At 68.3% G+C, this 16,900-nt stretch carries 15 protein-coding genes, 1 tRNA gene and 1 pseudogene; 12 read left to right on the top strand and 5 right to left on the bottom strand.

Annotated features, from left to right (window positions below):
- Positions 1–29: 29 nt before the first annotated feature.
- Entirely contained in the window at positions 30–620 is a 591-nt protein-coding gene (gene rsmD, locus LTI14_RS00085) for a 16S rRNA (guanine(966)-N(2))-methyltransferase RsmD (protein WP_241475129.1), read from the top strand.
- On the opposite strand, the gene LTI14_RS00080 is transcribed toward rsmD, so the two are convergent.
- Both LTI14_RS00080 and LTI14_RS00075 read right to left on the bottom strand, forming a co-directional pair.
- Complete coding sequence (locus LTI14_RS00080; RefSeq protein ID WP_241475120.1) at positions 583–1,497, bottom strand: spermidine synthase; 915 nt, start codon at positions 1,495–1,497, stop codon at positions 583–585. The genes rsmD and LTI14_RS00080 overlap by 38 nt on opposite strands.
- On the bottom strand, positions 1,497–2,882 hold the full coding sequence (locus LTI14_RS00075; RefSeq protein WP_241475118.1) for an aminotransferase class I/II-fold pyridoxal phosphate-dependent enzyme: 1,386 nt from the start codon (positions 2,880–2,882) through the stop codon (positions 1,497–1,499). The genes LTI14_RS00080 and LTI14_RS00075 overlap by 1 nt, the downstream gene beginning before the upstream one ends.
- Positions 2,883–2,969: 87 nt before the next feature.
- Between LTI14_RS00075 and coaD the strand changes: the two genes are divergently transcribed.
- The 9 genes from coaD to LTI14_RS00030 all read left to right on the top strand — a co-directional run bounded on the left by coaD (position 2,970) and on the right by LTI14_RS00030 (position 10,617).
- The gene (gene coaD / locus LTI14_RS00070; RefSeq protein WP_241464402.1) at positions 2,970–3,446 is read left to right on the top strand and encodes a pantetheine-phosphate adenylyltransferase; all 477 of its coding nucleotides are present in this window, start codon (positions 2,970–2,972) and stop codon (positions 3,444–3,446) included.
- Between the two features lie 89 nt (positions 3,447–3,535).
- Positions 3,536–4,459 (top strand): UTP--glucose-1-phosphate uridylyltransferase GalU, encoded by a 924-nt coding sequence (gene galU / locus LTI14_RS00065; RefSeq protein ID WP_241475109.1) that lies wholly within the window; start codon positions 3,536–3,538, stop codon positions 4,457–4,459.
- Positions 4,460–4,534: 75 nt separating this feature from the next.
- Positions 4,535–5,101, top strand: coding sequence for a YceD family protein (locus LTI14_RS00060; protein WP_241475107.1), 567 nt, complete (start codon positions 4,535–4,537; stop codon positions 5,099–5,101).
- Between the two features lie 65 nt (positions 5,102–5,166).
- On the top strand, positions 5,167–5,370 hold the full coding sequence (rpmF, locus tag LTI14_RS00055) for a 50S ribosomal protein L32 (RefSeq protein WP_058888791.1): 204 nt from the start codon (positions 5,167–5,169) through the stop codon (positions 5,368–5,370).
- Positions 5,371–5,396: 26 nt separating this feature from the next.
- On the top strand, positions 5,397–6,140 hold the full coding sequence (gene rnc / locus LTI14_RS00050) for a ribonuclease III (protein ID WP_241464405.1): 744 nt from the start codon (positions 5,397–5,399) through the stop codon (positions 6,138–6,140).
- Positions 6,140–7,189, top strand: coding sequence for an Fpg/Nei family DNA glycosylase (locus LTI14_RS00045; RefSeq protein ID WP_241475105.1), 1,050 nt, complete (start codon positions 6,140–6,142; stop codon positions 7,187–7,189). The genes rnc and LTI14_RS00045 overlap by 1 nt, the downstream gene beginning before the upstream one ends.
- Before the next feature lie 100 nt (positions 7,190–7,289).
- Positions 7,290–8,438, top strand: coding sequence for an LCP family protein (locus LTI14_RS13155; protein ID WP_241475103.1), 1,149 nt, complete (start codon positions 7,290–7,292; stop codon positions 8,436–8,438).
- The gene (locus LTI14_RS00035) at positions 8,435–9,661 is read left to right on the top strand and encodes a glycosyltransferase family 4 protein (protein WP_241475101.1); all 1,227 of its coding nucleotides are present in this window, start codon (positions 8,435–8,437) and stop codon (positions 9,659–9,661) included. Before LTI14_RS13155 ends, LTI14_RS00035 begins: the two co-directional genes overlap by 4 nt.
- The gene (locus LTI14_RS00030; RefSeq protein WP_241475099.1) at positions 9,658–10,617 is read left to right on the top strand and encodes a glycosyltransferase family 2 protein; all 960 of its coding nucleotides are present in this window, start codon (positions 9,658–9,660) and stop codon (positions 10,615–10,617) included. The genes LTI14_RS00035 and LTI14_RS00030 overlap by 4 nt, the downstream gene beginning before the upstream one ends.
- 1 nt (position 10,618) lies before the next feature.
- Here LTI14_RS00030 and LTI14_RS13150 read toward each other — a convergent pair whose 3' ends face one another.
- Positions 10,619–13,834, bottom strand: a complete 3,216-nt coding sequence (locus tag LTI14_RS13150; protein WP_241475081.1) for a glycosyltransferase — start codon at positions 13,832–13,834, stop codon at positions 10,619–10,621.
- Positions 13,835–13,949: 115 nt separating this feature from the next.
- Between LTI14_RS13150 and LTI14_RS00020 the strand changes: the two genes are divergently transcribed.
- Together LTI14_RS00020 and LTI14_RS00015 are read left to right on the top strand one after the other, a co-directional pair.
- Positions 13,950–14,023 (top strand) — tRNA-Gly (locus LTI14_RS00020).
- A 101-nt stretch (positions 14,024–14,124) separates the two neighbouring features.
- Positions 14,125–15,276, top strand: a complete 1,152-nt coding sequence (locus tag LTI14_RS00015; RefSeq protein WP_241475079.1) for a glycosyltransferase family 4 protein — start codon at positions 14,125–14,127, stop codon at positions 15,274–15,276.
- Positions 15,277–15,369: 93 nt separating this feature from the next.
- On the opposite strand, the gene LTI14_RS00010 is transcribed toward LTI14_RS00015, so the two are convergent.
- The gene (locus LTI14_RS00010; protein WP_241464412.1) at positions 15,370–16,179 is read right to left on the bottom strand and encodes an alpha/beta fold hydrolase; all 810 of its coding nucleotides are present in this window, start codon (positions 16,177–16,179) and stop codon (positions 15,370–15,372) included.
- Between the two features lie 304 nt (positions 16,180–16,483).
- Positions 16,484–16,900: pseudogene (locus LTI14_RS00005) on the bottom strand (hypothetical protein); the annotation flags it as partial.

The following is a 16,900-nucleotide window of genomic DNA, read 5'->3' as shown; positions in this document are numbered from 1 at the left end:
ACATCAGGGCCCCAGGACAGGAGTGTGAGATGGCACGGATCATCGCCGGCACGCATAAGGGACGCCGCCTCGTCGCCGTCCCGACCGACGCCACCCGACCCACCAGCGACCGGGTCAAGGAGTCGCTGTTCTCCCGGCTCGAAGGCTATGACGCGCTCATCGACGCCGTCGTCGTCGACCTCTACGCCGGTTCCGGGGCGCTGGGCTTCGAGTCGCTCAGCCGTGGCGCCCGCAGCCTGGAGGCCATCGACAAGGCCGAGTCCGCGGTGCGCACGCTGCGCCGCAACGCCGAGTTCTTCGGCCCGGACGCGGAGAAGTCGCTGCGCAAGCAGGTCTCGGTGCACAAGGCCGATGCGCTGAAATACCTCGGGTCTCGCACCGGCCCGCCCATCGAGCTGCTCTTCCTGGATCCGCCCTACAGCCTCGGCGATGCCGAGCTGCTCAAGGTGCTGCGCGCCGCACGGGAGCACCTGCACGAGGCGGCCACCGTGGTGATCGAGCGCGACGCCGGCAGCGGGGCGCCCTCACTGCCGGACGGCCTGGAGATCTTCAGCGAGAAGTCCTACGGAAGCACCCAGATCTTCATGGTCGAGCCCACACCAGCAGCTCTTCCGCACTGAGCACATCCCCGGGGTGCGGGCCCGCGGCCCAGAGCGCGTTGAGCTCGGTCTGCTCCAGCTCAGGCCCGCGGCGCGCGGCGAAGGTCAGGTTCCCCTCCGCACGGGCCTGGAGCACGTCGCTGGGCGCGCTCAGCAGCGCGGAGCTCGCCGCATCAGCAGGAGTTGTCACGCCGCCTCTGGCTGCGGTCGCGGCCGCCGCGTCGAGCAGCGAGGCCACCTGCGCCCGGACGAAGTCCATCGGCGGCTCATCGCCGAGGTTCACCAGCAGCAGCCCGCCCGGGACCACACCCGCAAAGACCGCCCGGTGAAACTCCGGGCTGCGCAGGTGCTCCGGCGCGGCCGCACTGTTGAACAGGTCCACCACGACGACGTCGAAGCTCACCTCCTCCAGGGCCCCGCCGGGGCCGAGGACCGCGGCGGCGTCGGCCACCAGATTGCGCGGGCTTCTGCGCATCGGCAGGTGCTCCAGCACGAACTCCACCAGCTCGGGCTCGATGTCCACCACGGTCTGTTCCACCGCGGGCCAGTGGTGCTCGATCCACCGCGGCAGGGTCAGCGCCCCGGCGCCCAGGTGCAGCACCCGGGGGGAGCCGGAGGTCGACCGCTCGGAGGATGGAGTCTCAGGGCTCGCCGAGCTGCCAGCGGCAGCAGGACCCAGGCGCTCGCGGGCGCAGGTCTGCAGCACCGCGCCCATCCGGAACAGGTAGTCGTGGAGCAGATAATCGGGATCGCCGACCTCCACATGGGACTGCTCGGCCCCGCCGATGCTCAGCACCACCCCGTCCTCGGTGAGGTCGTCCTTCGTGAGCTCGGCCAGCTGCCCGGAGAACGAGAGCCGCTGGCTGCGGGGGAGCCCCAGGGTGTCCCGGTGCGGCATCACAGGCTTCCAGGTCCGGCGACAGACACGGTCGCGCGGGCAGCCGGGCCGGCGTCGGCCACCGAGCTCGTGCCGAAGGCAGCCTCCACCGGCGGGCAGGCAGCCAGCGCGGCCGGCAGGTGCTCACGCATCCGGCGCAGCCCCTCTTCGATGGTCGCGTGATCCTTGCAGAAGGCGAAGCGGACCAGGTGCTCCAGCTCATCGGTCGGTGTTGCCAGGTGCTGGATGGTCAGCGCCGAGACCGGGATCGCCGCGACACCGACCTCCTCGGCGAGGATCCGGCAGAAGTCGGCGGCCGAGAGGGAGGTGATGCCGGAGACGTTGCCGAGCACGAAGTATCCCGCCTCGGCGCGGTTGGGCGCCAGGCCCAGCTCGCGCAGGCCGTCACGCAGCAGGTCCCGGCCGGCCTCCAGCTCGGCCGTGTTCTTCGCGAAGAATCCTCGGTCGTCCTCGAGTCCGTGGGCGATCGCCCACTGAAAGGCCGGACCGGAGGAGAAGCTGAGGAACTGCTTGACCCCGCGGATCTGGCTGACCAGTTCAGTCCCACCGGTGATCCAGCCGACCTTCCACCCGGTGACCGAGAAGGACTTCCCGGCGGAGCCCACCGCGACGGCCACCTCCTCGGCGCCGGGGATGGTGAGGATGCTGCGGTGCGGAAGCCGCGCATCCGAGAGCACCAGGTGTTCGTAGACCTCGTCGCACATGATCTTGAGATCATGCTTGACCGCCAGCTCCACGATCCGGGTCAGCTCCTCGGTGCTGAAGACCGTGCCGGTGGGGTTGTGCGGGGTGTTGAGCAGGATCATCGAGGTGCGCTCGGTGATGGCGGCCTCGAAGGCGTCCAGATCGGGACGGAACTCCGGGCCGCGCAGCGGAATGCCCACCAGCCGGGCCCCGGCCAGGGCGACGCAGGCCCCGTAGGAGTCATAGTGCGGCTCGAAGGTGAGCACCTCGCTGCCGGGACGGGCGAACGCCAGGATCGTCGCCGAGATCCCTTCGGTGGCTCCGGTGGTGACCATGACCTGCGTGGCAGGATCCAACGTGACGCCCTGGCGCCGCGCCTGGGCGGCACTGATCGCCTCGCGCAGCTCGATCAATCCCATCCCCGGTGCGTACTGATTGCGCGGACCGGTCTCGGGCTCGGTGATCGCTCGCGCGGCCAGCTCCAGCAGCCAGTCCGGGCCCTCGGTGTCGGGGAATCCCTGACCCAGATTGATCGCGCCGTGGGCGATCGCCGCCGCCGTCGTGCGCTCGTAGATGGTGGGCATGACCTGGGGTGAGCTCTGCGCAGAGTCGATGCCCAAGGTGTTGGCTCCGGCCGCGGTCCGGGCCCAGGGCTGGTCGAGGGTGAGCGGATCGGGGCTGGGGGTGGGATGAGAGGACATGTACTCCATCGTAGACAGCCAGCCGATCGGGAATGTGACCTGCGCGCCTTGAGGCAGGAGGTTGCTCACCTGAAGTAGTGTCAGATCATGCAGCTAGCAGTGTGCCCCGGATCATTCGACCCCCTGCACAACGGCCATGTGGAGATCATCGCCCGTGCCTCGAACCTCTTCGACGAGGTGATCGTCGCCGTGTCGCCCAATATCCACAAGAACCCGATGTTCTCCGTCGAAGAGCGCATAGCGATGGCGCAGGAGACCTTCTCCTATGTGCGCGGGGTGAGCGTCAAGCCGCTGGGCACCGGGCTGCTGACCGATTTCTGCAAAGAGGTAGGCGCCAACGCCCTGGTCAAGGGCCTGCGCGACCCCAGGGATCTCGGCTACGAGTCCCCGATGGCCACGATGAACCGCCATCTCTCCGGGCTGGAGACCGTGTTCCTCGCCGCGGACGGCCGCTACACGCATCTGTCCTCCACGCTGGTCAAGGAGATCCACACGCTCGGCGGAGACGTCGCTGAGTTCATTCCGCGTGCCGTGCAGCGCCGACTCCAGGATCGCCGCCGCTGAGGCCCTTGGGGCGCACGCCGAGAGAGTCGCGGACGAAAAACTTCATAGATTCATCTGATTACGCATCCAGGAAACGATAAGGTGGGCATATGAGTTCAACAACGTCTATTCGCAAAGCCGTGATCCCCGCCGCAGGCCTGGGAACACGATTCCTCCCGGCCACCAAGGCCATGCCTAAAGAGATGCTCCCCGTCGTGGACGAGCCGGCGATCCAGTACGTCGTCGCCGAAGCCGCGAAGGCCGGCCTCGATGACATCCTGATGATCACCGGCCGCAACAAGCGCTCCCTGGAGAACCACTTCGACCGGGTCCCCGACCTGGAGGCCACCCTGGAAGCCAAGGGTGACACCAAGAAGCTGGAGGCTGTCCGTCAGGCCACCGAGCTCGGCGATCTGCACTACATCCGCCAGGGCGAGGCCAAGGGCCTGGGCCACGCGGTGCTCTGCGCCAAGCGCCACGTCGGCGACGAGCCCTTCGCCGTGCTGCTCGGCGACGACCTGATCGATGAGCGCGACGAGCTGCTCTCGACCATGCTGGAGACCCAGGAGAAGCTCGGCGGATCGGTCATCGCCGTGATGGAGGTTCCTGAGGACAAGATCAGCGCCTACGGCGTCATCGACGCCAACGGCCATGACAAGCTCCACGGCGAGAACGGCCAGCCCGCCGACGTCGTGCCCGTCCACGCTCTGGTGGAGAAGCCCCCCGTGGAGGAGGCACCTTCGAACCTCGCCATCATCGGCCGCTACGTGCTGCACCCGGCGATCTTCGCCGAGCTGGAGCAGACCCAGCCCGGTCGTGGCAACGAGATCCAGCTGACCGACGCGCTGCAGGCCATGGCGTCCAAGCCCGCCGAAGAAGGCGGCGGAGTCCACGCCGTGATCTTCCGCGGACGCCGCTATGACACCGGGGACAAGCTCAGCTATATCAAGGCCGTGGTGACCCTGGCAGTGGACCGCGAAGACCTCGGACCGGACCTGCGCGAGTGGCTGAAAGAGTTCGTCGGCCAGATCTGATCGGGGGTTCGCCCCGCAGCCGCCCTGACTGGTAGAGTGGCACGTCGGTCTAGATCATTGAGGAGTGGTTCAGCAATGACTGCTCTACGCGTAGATGTGCAGGAGCTCCGGGGCAAGCCCGGAACTCAGCACGAGATTCACAGAACTGTCCCGGCCCCGGAGGGCTTCGCAACGGTCCTCATCGGGATCCCGCAGGGCAGCGAGCTGCAGGTGGATCTGCGTCTGGAATCGGTGCATGAAGGTGTGCTGATGACAGGCACCGCCGTCGGCGAGGTCACCGGACAGTGCGGACGGTGTCTCGATGAGTTGAAGTTCCCGCTCACCGTTGACATCATGCAGTTGTTCAGCTGGCCCCAGAAGGCGCGGACCGATCCGGCAGAGCAAGAGGATGAGGACACCCGCCCGATGGGCAATGACCTCACCATCAACCTGGAACCGGTGCTGCGCGACCTGATGGTCTCGGCGCTGCCGTTCCAGCCGGTCTGCCGCGAGGACTGCCCGGGACTGTGCTCCGTCTGCGGATTCCGCATGGAGGACGACCTCGAGCATTACCACGAGCAGCTCGACCCCCGCTGGGCCGCGTTGAAAGACGTGGCCGCGGGACTGCCGGAGTCGGACCCCGAGTCCAACTCCAGCACCTAGAACTTGAACACCTAGAACTTCATTGACCAAGACCCTGTCCATCATCTAGAGAGAAAAGAGACACCGTGGCTGTTCCAAAGCGGAAGATGTCCCGATCCAACACCCGTCACCGCCGCTCGCAGTGGAAGGCTTCTGTGCCGAAGCTGGTGAAGACCGTGGAGAACGGTCGCGTCGTCTACAGCCAGCCTCACCAGGCCAAGCTGGTCACCGACTCCGCCGGCTCACCACTGTTCTATGAGTACAAGGGTCGCAAGGTCGCTGACGCCTGAGTCGTCGAAACATGACGACATCACACGTGAGTGATCACGAAGAGCTTGTGAAGAGTCTCGGGGTGCATATTGCCCCCGGGACTCTTCGTCTTGCCCTGACACATCGCTCCTACGCCTACGAGAACTCCAACCTGCCCACGAATGAGCGGCTGGAGTTCCTCGGGGACTCGATCCTCGGCCTGGCGGTGACCGACTACCTGTTCCGGACCTTCCCGGACCTGGCCGAGGGCGACCTCGCCAAGCTCCGTGCGGCGCTGGTGAGCACCCGTGCCCTGGCGCGGGTCGCCCGCAGCCTCGGCGTCGGCCCCCACATCAGCCTCGGCGCCGGCGAACGGCTCACCGGCGGGCAGGACAAGGACTCGATCCTCGCCGACACCATGGAGGCGCTCATCGGTGCCGCCTACCTCTCCACCGACACCGAGACGGCCCGCCGTCTGGTGCTGCGGCTCGTGGTCCCGCTGCTCAGCGACAAGGACGCGATGACCGCCGGGAAGGATTGGAAGACCACCATCCAGGAGATCGCGGCCGCCAAAGACATGGGTGAGATCCGGTACCTGATCACCGACTTCGGTCCGGACCACCACAAGTCCTTCAATGCCACCCTGGTCATCGGCGGAACCCCGTACGGCGCCGGCTCCGGGCCCTCCAAGAAGGAGGCCGAGCGCGAAGCCGCCCGGGTCACCGTGGAGACCCTCACCGCCGGCCGCGGTGAACAGGGCGACATCCTCACCCTGGTCCTCGACCGCTTCGGGGACGACGCACCCGCCTGATGCCTGAGCTGCCCGAGGTCGAAGTGGTCCGCCGCGGCATCAGCCGCTGGGCCACCGGACGCACCGTGGAGACGGTCACCATCCACGATCCGCGCAGCCTGCGCCGCCACGCTCGTGGCACCACGCTCGCCGAACCGGCCCGACTGGACTCCTTCGCCGCCGCACTGACCCAGCAGACGCTGCTGGCGCCCCAGCGGCGCGGAAAATTCCTCTGGATCCCGCTGCAGGGGCCCGCGGCACCTGCCGAACCCGCCTCCGGGAGTGAACCGGTCCAGCAGTCGCTGCTGATCCACCTGGGCATGAGCGGACAGGTGCTCATCGATGATCCCTCCGCGCCCGCGCAGAAGCATCTGAAGATCACGCTTCAGCTCGGCGGGGAATGCACTGATCTGTCAGGTTCCAGCGACGAAGGCTCCGGCGACGAAGGTTCCAGAGGGGGAGACCCGAGCTCAGAAGCCCGCGGCGAAGACTCGCGCCCGAAGCAGCTGCGCTTCATCGACCAGCGGATCTTCGGCGGCATGCAGATCTCCGAGCTGGTCGCCTCCACCCACCCCAGCGGCAGCGTGCCGGTCGCAGCGGTGCACATCGCCCCGGACCCGCTGGAGCCCGGATTCGACGAGGAGACCTTCTTCCGCACCCTGCGCCGACGCAGGACCGGGCTGAAACGGGCACTGCTGGATCAGGGCATGGTCTCCGGGATCGGCAACATCTACGCCGATGAGGCGCTCTGGCTCGCCCGGCTGCACTACCTGCGCCCCACCGAGACCATCACCCGTGCCGAGGCCGCGCGGCTCCTCGACGGGGTCAAGACCGTGATGCTCGCCGCGCTCGAGGCCGGCGGCACCAGCTTCGACGCGCTCTACGTCAACGTCAACGGCGCCTCCGGCTACTTCGACCGCTCGCTGCAGAGCTACGGGCGCACCGGGCAGCCCTGCCGCCGCTGCGCAGACACGCCGCGCGCCGCCACCATCCGCCGGGATCCGTTCATGGGCCGCTCCTCCTTCTGGTGCCCGACCTGCCAGCCCCGCCCCCGCCGGGCCCGCGCCTGACCGGAGTCCCTGAACAGTCGGCCTGAACAGCGCCGATGCGTAACTGCCCAGATCGGTGGGCTAGCATGAATCGGATCGACGAACGTGTAGAGGAGGGTCTGTGGCCGAAAAGAATTCGCCCGAGCCACAGCCTCACCGACCCCGCAGAGCCGCCAAGCGCCCCGCGGACCCGGTGGCAGCCTCGACGTCGAACCGCGCCACAGACTCTGCCGAGGACACCCCCAAAGACCACTCACGACGACGCCGCCTGATCCGCAACGGTCTCATCGCCGTGGCGGTGCTGCTCATCGTCGCGGTGGGCGCCGGGCTGATCTACGTCAACCAGCTGCGCACCACCTTTGACGAACAGCGAAACGTCCTGGACCTGGGACTCGGAAGCGATGACACCGCCGGGCGCACCGAGGACGGCACGGTGAACATGTTGCTGCTCGGCTCCGACAGCCGCGGCGAAGACGATCTGGAGTACCGGGGCGAGATCGGCGACGAGGCCGCCGAACGCTCAGACACCATGATGTTCGTCCACATCCCCGCGGACCGGTCCGGGGTCTACGTGATGTCCATCGTGCGTGACCTCTGGGTCGATGTCCCCGGCGAGGGCCAGGGCCGGGTGAACTCAGCGTTGGGCGTGGGCGGCTACCCGCTGGTGATCGACACGGTCGAGGAGCTGCTGAACACCCACATCGACCACGTGGCCATCATCGACTTCGAAGGGTTCTCCGATCTCACCCGCGCGCTGGGCGGGGTCTACGTGGAGAACCCGCGGCCCTTCTCCGCCGGGCAGCACAACCCGGCGTTCTACCCCGAAGGCACCATCCGGCTGGAAGGGGACAACGCGCTCCGATTCGTCCGTGAGCGCAAGGCCTTCCCAGACGGCGACTTCACCCGGGTGCAGAACCAGCAGCTGGTGATCAACGGCATCGTCGATCAGCTGCTCTCCGCCGACACCCTCACCAACCCGCAGCGGGTGATGGACGTGGTCAACGGCATCGTCCCCTACCTGAGCGTGGATGACGGACTCGACGCCAACACCATCGCCGGCTACGCCCTGGAGATGCGCGACATCCGTTCCGGGGACATCGAGATGTTCACCATCCCCACCGGGGAGATGGCCACCACCGCCAGCGGCGCCCAGGTGATCCTCAAGGACGAAGAGATGCTGGAGCTGCTGCAGCGGTCTCTGAAGAACGACAACATGGAGGGCTTCATCGACTACATCGAGCTGCGCGAATCCCAGGATGAGCAGCAGTGACCCCTAGGGTCCAGCTGCTGACGCATAGCTATTGGCCCGAGCGCACGGCCCCCCAGCGCCGCTGGGAGCGCCTCGTGGGCTCGCTGCGCCAGGACGGCTGGGCGGTCGACGTCGTCACGCCTGCCGTGAACTCCCACCACACCCCGGAAGAGGTCCGCGCGCTGGGGCGCTTCCGGCTGCGCCCCAGCCCGGGGCCCACCGGAGAGCGGCTGCACCGCACCCCGTACATCCTGCTGCAGAACTCCCGCGCAGGACGCTTCGCCTCCGATCTGGCCTCTGCGGTGCTGATGGTGCCTCGCGCGCTCGGCGCCCCCAAGCCCGATCTGGTGATCGCGACCGTGCCCGCGCTGCCCACCATCTGCGCGGGATGGCTGGTCAGCCGCTGCCGCCGGGTCCCGCTGGTGGTCGACATGCGCGACGCCTGGCCTGAACTCGCCCGCGAGGCCGGGGTCAAGGCAGGCGTGCTGGGCAAGGTCATGGAATCCGCGGTGGTCAGCGTCCAGCGCCGCGCGGAACTCGTCGTCACCGTCACCGAGGGCTTCGGTCAGCGGCTGCGCGAGCGCGGTGTCGCCCGGGTGGAGACGATCAGCAACGGCGTGGCCCTGGACCAGGTGCCGCAGCTGGAACACCGCTCCCGCGAGGCCGGGGAGCTGCGCATCGCCTATCTGGGCAACCATGGGGAGAGCCAGGCGCTGGAGCGGCTCATCACGGCCGTGGCCATGATCCCGCGCACCGAGGGGCTCGACGTCACGCTCCGGCTGGTCGGCTCCGGCACCCAGAAGGAGCAGCTGCGCCAGATCGCCGCCGCCGCCGGGGCCCTGGAGAGCGGGGCGGTGGAGTTCTGCGACCCGGTGCACGGCGAGGAGATCTGGGAGCACTACCGCTGGGCCGACACCGCGCTGGTGAGCCTGCGCACCGACTGGGCCTCCTTCGCCTGGACCGTGCCCTCGAAGACCTTCGAGCTGCTGGGCCTGGGCAAACACATCACCGCCGCGGTCACCGGGGAGGCCGCCTGGGTGCTGGGCCACGCGCCCAACGTCAGCTTCCTCGACGGAGACTCCGCAGAGATCGCGGCCACGCTCACCGAGCTCGCCGCCGACCCGGACTCCACCCCGGTGGATTCGCGCGGACGCGACTGGGTCGCCGAATACGCCGACCTGCCGGGCCTGGGAAGCCGCTACGCCGCCCTGCTGCGCCAGCTGCTGCAGGAGCACTCCCGGTGATCACCGCCGCCAACGCCTATATCTGTGTCTGCACCTACCGTCGACCCGGCCCGCTGGCGGAGCTGCTGGCCTCGCTGCGCGCCCAGGATCTGGGAGCTTCCGGGCGCCCGGGCGACTCAGGGCAGTCAACTGGCGCAGCGCAGCGGCCGCAGCTGATCGTGGTGGACAACAGCCCCGAGGGCGACGCCGCGGCCCAGGTCCGCGGCCGGTATCCGTCCGCGCATTACATCCATGAGCCACGCCCGGGGATCGCCGCCGCGCGCAACGCCGCAGTGCAGGCCGTGCCCGCGGATGCGGAAGCAGTGCTCTTCCTCGACGACGACGAACGCGCGGCGCCGGACTGGCTGCGAACGATGATCGACTGCGCGAACGAGTCCGGGGCCGACACCGTCTCGGGTCCGGTGATCACCCATTTCGGGGAGGACCCGCCGGCCTGGCTGCAGTCCAGCGGCTTCATCCGGCGCATCGATTTTCCCACCGGACCCTGGGGCCTCCGGGCGGCGACCAACAACGTGTTGGTCCGCGCGCACTGGTTCACCCGGCTGGGCTTTCGCTTCGATGAGGCGTTCAGCTTCATCGGCGGCGAGGACTCCGACCTCTTCGGCCGGATGCAGGCCGCCGGGGCGCGGTCTTGGTGGTGCGCCGAGGCGCAGGTGGAAGAGGACCTGCCCGCCGAACGGCTCAGCCCCGCCTGGATGCGTCAGCGCGGGATCCGTGCCGGTCACGTGCGCGCCACCAAACTCATCCGCCGTGCTCAGCTCGAGCACCCCACTCCGGCGCTTCGGCTGCGGATCGCCGCCGAAGGAGTCGTTCGGCTCGGTTATGGGGCCACTCGCACCGCGGCGCGTCGGCTCAAGCGTGCACCGGTGCGGTATGTGGACAGCGTCTACCACCGTGAAGGCTGGGGCATGCTCCAGGCCGCCGCCGGCCGTCGCTACGAGGAATACGGCCGCTGACTCAGCCGGCGTCGTTGGCCTTGCTGCGGTCCTGCACTGCCAGCGCGTAGGCCGCTTCCGCGGCGGTGACGCCCCACTGGTCGGCTTCGCGTCGGCGGATGCGGTCGATCTCGGCGGAGACCTCGCGCAGCGCGGTGACCTGGTCATCGGACTTGGGCTTGAGCGTGCGCCGGTAGACGGCCCCGGCGCCACGTCCCAGGCGGGTGCGCTTGAACTGACCCAGTCGCTGGCCCGCAGCATTGCGGGCCCGGCGCTTGACCCGGCCCGCGAGCGGGCGCAGCTTCTTGGCCGACGGCAGCCGACGCTGCCCGAAGAAGCGCAGCGCCTCCGGGGTCTGCCAGGGATGATTCTTCGGGTCCTCCACGTAGAACGCGGCGATCCCGGCGAGCACCGCTGCCGCCTCCGCCCTGTCTGCGGCGGGGACCCGGGAGAACTTCCACAGGTACCAGGTGACGAAGAAGTGCTCGAAGCGGGTGTCCAGGTAGTCCTGGAGCAGCCCGACCTCGCGCAGCCAGGAGGCCCGGGCAGCTTCCAGGATCAGGTACTTGCGGAAGTACCCGGGGCTGACCACGTTCACGATGGAGGTGTCCACAGCCCCGTAGTAGGTGTAGACCGGGCGGTCCACCGGCACATATGCACGGGCGTGGAAGAGGATCTGCTGGAAGAAGAAGGTGTCCTGCCCGGTGGCACCCACCGGCTGGGTCAGTCCCAGCCCCTGCAGCCACTCGGTGCGTGCCACGAGTCCCTCGATCGAGGCCGGGCGGAACCGGATCTCACGCAGCGAGTCGCGGGTCGGCCAGCACAGGCCATCACGCTGCTCGATGCCGGTGTACCAGTCGTGGACCCGCAGGATCTGGTGCCGGTTGGTCCAGGTGACCTGCGTGCCCAGGGCGAAGTCGGCGTCGGGCATCTGCGACAGGCGCTGCTGAAGCAGGTGATAGCCGGCCTCCAGCTCCTCGTCATCAGGATCCAGATAGGTGACGTATTCGGTCGCCGCGAGCTCCAGGCCGGTGTTGCGTGGACGTGAGGCCGAGCCGGAGCCTCCGGTGCCGTGCCGGAAGGCGGAGACGTTCGGGTAGGTCCGGGCCAGCTCTTCGACGGTGGCCACGGTGACCGGGTCGGAGGAGCCGTCGTCGATCAGCAGCACCTGGGTGCGCGGGAAATGCGGGGAGCGGCGCAGCGAGGCGAACGCCTTGTGTCGCAGATGGTCCCCGTTGTTGTAGATCGGCACGATCACCGAGAGCTCCAGCTGCTCGGCCTCCGCGGTGCGACGAACCTCCGCCTTGACGGCGGCCAGGTCATCCCCGGGGTGGGGGAGCGCTGCAGGGAGCAGCCCTGAAACCGCGATGGACGACGCCGCGGCGTGCCCCAGATGATCGATGGCGTAGACCCGGGCGTCCTGCCCGGAGGCTGCCAGCACGGCGGGGGTGACCAGCGCCGCCGCCTCGGGCCGCCACCAGGCCGTCAGGTCCAGATCGGCGAAGCCGCGCTGGTGCTGGTGAGCGTGCGCGTCGGTCTCTGCGGCGGTGCCGGTGAGCTTGGTGCTGATCGTCGCCGACTGGTAGCGGAAGGCCGCCACATGATCGGCGGCGTAGTGCGGCCCATACCGGCGCTGGTCGCTCAGCGGCAGCAGCACGTCGATGGGCGTCGCCAGCGGGTCCGCGGCGCGGGCGCTGAGCTGCTCCCAGCTGAGCAGCTCCACCGGGCTGAATCCAGGGGCTGACGAGCCAAGTCCGGCCAGGCTCTGCGCCGCCATGTCCTGGGCGAGCTCGGCGGTGACGTTCTCGGCCACGGCGACCACCAGCTCCTGCTGACGCTCCATCGCCTTGCCGGCGGTCCGGGCCACCCGGGTGAGCAGGTCGGAGACGTGATGGCGCAGGTAGACCTCCCGGACGCCGTCGCCCTGGGCCCGGCGCAGCTCCTCGAGGTCGAGCCCGCGCAGGCTCTCCTCCACGTCGGCCGCGGAGTTCGCGATGCGGACCTGCGGGTGGTAAGAATTCAGGCCCTGGTTGTAGCTGGAGAGCACCAGAGTGCCGGCGGCCTGCAGCTCCAGCGCCCGGTTGGCGAACATGGTCTGCGAGTCGATGACCGAGTTCAGGTTCACCGCGACGTCCACCACGCGCTGGAGGTCCATGAGCTCGTGGTGGTCCATGGCCGGCACCCGGTAGGGCCAGTACTTGACCGGGATCAGCTGGTTGGGGCTGAGCAGCGGGTGTGCGGAGTCCAGCTGGGCGGAGATCTCCTCCCACCAGCGGTCCACGATCGCCAGCGGCCTGCCCGCGTCGAGCACCCCGTCGAAGATCCATTCGGCATAGCGGGCCCGCTTCGGGTACTTGCCTGCCATCCAGGAGCCGGCGAAGAAGATCAGCTCGCGGGCCTGCGCGGGTGCGCTGCGGGACCCGATGGGGGAGTGCAGCAGCGGGTTGACCCCGAAGGGCAGCACCTCGATGCTGTGGGCGGCGGGGCAGTCGCGCCGGTAGTCCTCGAGGACCTCGGCGGCGGTGGTGAAGATGTGGTCGCAGGCCCGGGCCACGTCGAGGAACTGTCGGTAGTCCGGAGGGTCCTCCTTGCCGTAGTAGACCGGCGGAGCCCCTGCCTCACGGTAGGCCGGGATGATGGTGCTGATCAGGAGCCGACGGCGCTCCGGAGCCTCCGCAGCCGTGTTGTCCCAGGCGAGACCGTCGTGGCCGCGCCAGGTGGCGGCCACCAGCAGCAGGTCCACGTCATCGAGGTGGTCCTGCCAGTTGTCTGGGGTGATCGGGATCAGCGTGGCCGCCCCGGAGTAGGTGTCGAAGAGGAACCGGTCGCAGATGATCCCGATCCGCAGGTCCAGCGGGGGCCGGGAGGTGCCAGGCTCGGTGGCCGGAAGCTGCGCGGCCGCGGCGCGGGCGGCGGCCAGCGCGTCCTGGGTGGACTGGGCCGCCAATGGTGCTGCCAGAGGTGCCGCAAGTGGGGCGGTCAGCGCGGCGTCATCGGGTGCGGCGGTTGCCTGTGCGGCCCGGCTGCGCAGATCCGCCGCGCGCTCGCGGTGGGCCCGCTCCAACGGCGCCCATAGCTGCTCATGATGCGCTGAGCTGGAGAGTTCCTGCGCGGCCTGTTCGTGGGCTTCGGCTGCCGATGCCGCCGCCGTCGTGATCTCAGAGACTGCTGTGCCAGAGGCCGGGGTGCTGGCGGGAGTGCTCGCGGGCTGGGCGGAGGAGTTGTCTGGGAGATTCACTCCTCGACACTATCCCGAGGCGTGTTGGGTTTGGAGGAGGCAGTCCGGCTTGCTAGAGTGAAGACTCGTTGCGGCGGTGAATCAGCCTGAAAAGGGCCAGATTCCGGGCGTACACGGGGATGTAGCTTAGTGGTAAAGCTTTGGTCTTCCAAACCAACGATGCGGGTTCGATTCCCGTCATCCCCTCCAGTCACTTCCAAGCCTCTCCCGGTGATCGGGTCCCCTCGGTCACAGCAGGAGAGGCTTTTTGTGCATCTGCCGCAAAGTCGGCTCGAAAGTGAGAGGAACCCATGGCGCCTCCCCGGGTGTATTTCGTGGTCCAGCCCACCGTGGCGCACTACCGCGAGCCTCTGCTGCGCCGGCTGCTGGAGTCCACGCGGTACGACTTCGACCTGGTGGGACGGTTCAAGAACTCCGAAGCCTCCTCCGCCGACACGATCCATTCCGCCGCTGACGAGGTCCTGGCGAAGGTCAGGCCGCTCAAGTTTTCCGCGTTGGGCAAGTTCTGGTGGGAACACGGCCAGGTCCGGGAGATCTGGCGGGGTCACCACGACGCCTACGTGATCGCCGGTCGCATCCCCACCGTCTCCGCCTGGGCCGCCTCAGCGGTCGCCGCGCTGCGCGGACGCACCCTGATCATGTGGGGCCACGGCTGGAAGCGACCCGAGAACGGGCTCAAGCGCCGGGTCCGGCTCGCCTTCTACCGACTGACCGACGGGCTGCTCGTCTACGGGAACCGAGCGAAGGAGCTCGGCAGCTCCTACGGGGTCCCGGCCGAGAAGATCCAGGTCATCTACAACAGCATCTACCCGCAGGCTCTGACCGGCATGGCCAGGGAGGCCGCTGACGCTCACGTGGGTCAAGCCACTGACGACGACGCCGGCTCAGCCGCCACGATCATCTACAGCTCCCGGCTCACCAGCCGGCACCGGCTGGACCTGCTCGCCGAAGCACTCGGCGGCATGCCGGCGGCTGAGCGGCCGAAGGCGCTCATCGTGGGCGAGGGTGCCGAGCGGCCCCGGCTCGAGCAGGTGTTCACCGAACACGGCGTGGATGCAGCGTTTCTCGGCGCCGTCTACGACTATGACCAGCTGCGCGGGCTCTACGCCCAGGCCGACCTCGCGGTCTCCGTCGGCGGGGCCGGGCTGAACGTCACCCAGGCGATGAGCTTCGGCGTGCCGGTGCTGGCCGAGGACGGCAACCCCGATTCAAGCCCCGAGATCGAGGCCGTGGTGGAGGGAATCACCGGCCGGTACTACCAGGCCGGCGACGCCGGCTCGCTGCGCAAGGTCCTCGCCGAGCTCCTGGCCGACCCAGCGCAGCTGACCCAGCTGGGGGAGGCGAGCCTCGCCGTCGTGCGGGATCGTTATACGGCGGAGAAGCACGCGGAGTGGATCGAGAATGCCCTGGACGTGCTGCTTGCCCGCGCGAAGAGGGCGTGAGTCTGCGGCGAGACCTCCCTGGGCAGGCCGCGCCGCTCGCGGGGGAGCCCACGCGGGGAACCCTGTAGGCCTGAGCGGGGGAGGCCCCCGTGCTCAGGAGGCGAGGTGGTCCTTGAGCTTCTTCACCAGGACCTCGGGCTGTTCCTCCGGGATGAAGTGTCCGCAGTCGGTGATCGGTTCGCCGTGCGCGTGCGGGGCGAAGGGTCTCCAGGCTTGGACCACGTCGCGCCCGGCGACCAATCCATGATCTCCCCAGAGCACCTGGATCGGCAGATCCACTGTGTCACCGGCGTCGAGGTTTTCGGCGTCGTGGACCAGGTCGATGTCGGTGGCGCGATAGTCGTCGAATCCGGCGCGCAACGCTCCTGGTCGGGAGAACGCCTCCACGTAGTCAGGGATCACCGCGTCGAGTGTGTGGCGCTGCAGGGTCCATCGTTCGAAGAAGAACCTGAGGTATTCCTCGATGTGGGGCCCGACCAGCAGCTCTGGCAGATCGTCCTTCATGTGGAACAGCCAGTGCCAGTAGCCCTGAGCCATCTCCATGGTGCCGTTTCGGAACATGTGAAGCGTCGGAGCGATGTCCAGCAGCGTCAGGTGTGTGATCAGCTCCCGGTGGTCCAGGGCCAGACGGTGGGCGACCCGAGCGCCACGATCGTGTCCTACAACCCGTACAGAGTCGTATCCGAGGTGCGCGATGAGCTCTCGGATGTCTTCAGCCATCGTCTTCTTGTCATATCCGCCGCGCGGCTTGTCGGTGTGCCCGTAGCCGCGAAGATCAGGAGCGACGACGCGGTAGTCCTCGGCCAGTGCGGGGATGACCGCGTCCCAGCACTGGGAGGTCTGGGGCCACCCATGAAGCAGGACCAGCGGGGGCTTCTCACCACCAGTGTCGGTGTAGCTCATGCTGATGTGCTCAAGTCGAGTGATCTGCTTCATAGGAGGCATCTAACCAGATAAGGGAGTGGGTAGATATGGGGTGTGCGCGTGGATGGCTGGTTTCTCCTCGGAGGTTGACCTGTCCTGACCCGCTGAACTGTGCCCCGGCGCGATCAATGCTCGAGGTGAGCCTCTCGATGTCCCAACCAGGGGTGGCCCCACTTCAAACTCGGAAGTTCGAAGTGGGGCCACCGCTGTAGGCGCATCGCTGTGACGCGATGCATGAGCCCTCAGGCTCGATTCGACCGGTCAGAGTCCGGTCGACTCGAGATCAGGACTCGACGGTGCGCTGGCGCATGAAGAAGGCACCGGCACCGATGGCGCCGAGGGCGAGTGCGCCGCCGCCGGCGGCCATGGCCACACTGGCGCCCTGTGAGCCGCCGGAGACGCCGGTGTCGGCGCCGCCTTCAGGCATCTCGTCCATCTGTGAGGCGGTCAGGGTGCCGCAGGCAGCGGGAAGAGTCGCAGCGTTGGGCAGGGACTCATCGAGCTCGCTCTGCTTGTTCGCGGCTTCCTCGGTCAGCACGGCTGGGTCCACGCCGTGGACCACGACGACGCCGGTGCCATCAACGATGGAGGCCAGCACGTCATCGGGGATCTCCAGGCTGCGCTCGTAGGTGTAGCTGCTGCCCCCGGGGAACCGCTCGACCGCGAGGCCGGAGTCCGGTGAGGTGTCGCCTTCGGTGGT

It is taken from the genome of Nesterenkonia sp. YGD6 (assembly GCF_022565895.1).
Classification (GTDB): domain Bacteria; phylum Actinomycetota; class Actinomycetes; order Actinomycetales; family Micrococcaceae; genus Nesterenkonia.
The sequence above is the reverse complement of the archived record's forward strand: the minus strand, read 5'-3'. Positions and strand labels throughout refer to the sequence as shown.